The sequence below is a fragment of the Kitasatospora sp. NPDC059571 genome (assembly GCF_042735675.1).
Classification (GTDB): Bacteria; Actinomycetota; Actinomycetes; order Streptomycetales; family Streptomycetaceae; genus Kitasatospora.
In genome coordinates, this window is the sequence record NZ_JBHWBW010000825.1 from 1 (window position 1) to 1,415 (window position 1,415).

A 1,415-nucleotide genomic window follows, 5' to 3' on the forward strand; every position below is an offset into this window, starting at 1 on the left:
CCCGCCGCACCGGTGGCGAGCGCGGTCGCGGCGGCGGCCAGCACGCCCGTACCGGCCCGCCAGGGAGCGGCCGGCCCGGCATGGCGGGGCCGCCGGGCGACCCCGGCCGCGGCCCGGCCGAGCAGCAGCGCGGGCACCGCTCCGGCCAGCAGCGGCAGGACCCCCACCACCAGGCGCCAGCCGGGCCCGGCGGCCGGACCCGGGTCCGGCAGCAGGGCCAGCAAGGGGAAGTCCGGCATCGGGCCCGAGCGCCCGCCCAGCGGTGAGGCCAGCACATCGGCACCGACCGCGAAACCCGGGCCGAGCGCGTACGCGGCCGCCCAGACGACCGCGTTGGGCAGCAGCAGGGCACAGGCCAGCAGCACCCCCAGCAGACCGGCCGGACCGTCGGCGAGCGCCGCGGCCGACTCCCCCGCCCGGCCGGCCGCGATCGCCGCGAGCAGCAGCACCCCGCCCCCGGCGACCAGGCCGAGCAGGCCCGCCGAGGCGGCGCCGGCAACGACGGGCGCCACCCCGGCGGGCCCGGTGCCGTCCCCCTGGTACGCGTCGCCGGTGTCCGCCGGAGCCGGTCGGCGGCCGGCCAGGGCGGTGAGCGCCGCCGGCAGGGCGAGCCTCGGCAGGCCGGTCGCCGCGCAGGCGCCCCAGGCGAGGCCGGCTCCGGCCACCGCGGCCACCGCGACCAGGTCCGGCACGGCGCGGGCGCGCAGGAACGCCTGGGCCCCGGCGCAGTCCGCGACGGCCAGCGCGCCGACGCCGAGATAGCCCGCGCCGACGCCGAGCACCGCCCGCCAGGACGCCCCCCGCGCCCGGCGGCCCGACGGCCGCCCGGACCGGGCCGCCCGGGCCCCCGCGCGGCGCAGCAGGAGGAGCGTGACCGAGGTCAGCAGCAGCGGCGTCAGGGTGAACGGCACCCCGGCGGGCCCCCGGGTGAGCGGCGCGGCGTGGCCGAGCAGCCAGAGTGCGCAGGCCAGCCGCAGCGCACCCGCCGCGGTGACGTCCGGGTACGGGGTGAGCACCCACAGGCCGAGCACGGGAACGGCGATCACCGCGAGCGCCAGCAGCGCCGTCCGGGCACCGGCGAGAACGTCGGCGAGGACCGAGCGGGAGCCCACGTCCTCCGGCAGGACCAGGATCGGACGGCCCATCAGCTGCGTCATGGGCCACATGCTCCCAAGATCACCCGTTGCGCTCCGTGAAGAGGCAAACCTTCGCCGTGTCCCGGATTATTTGCTTATGTGCCTTTTTCGACGCGGCAGCCGCCGGAGGGCAGACCGGTGACCGCACCCTCGAAGGCCGACCCTGCCGGCGACCCCGCCCGGCGGCCCGCGGACGGAGCCGGCGGCAGCGCCGGACCGGCCGGTCGCCCGGGGGGTGCGGGGCCGGCCGCACCCCAGCCGGCGCGGCCGCGCGGGGGC

Annotated in this window: 1 protein-coding gene; it reads right to left on the bottom strand. The window is 80.6% G+C overall.

Annotated features, from left to right (window positions below; genetic code table 11):
- Positions 1-1,157: DUF6350 family protein (locus tag ACFV0G_RS39345; RefSeq protein WP_380558725.1), on the bottom strand; the 1,157-nt coding region annotated here is incomplete at its 3' end.
- Between the last annotated feature and the right edge of the window lie 258 nt (positions 1,158-1,415).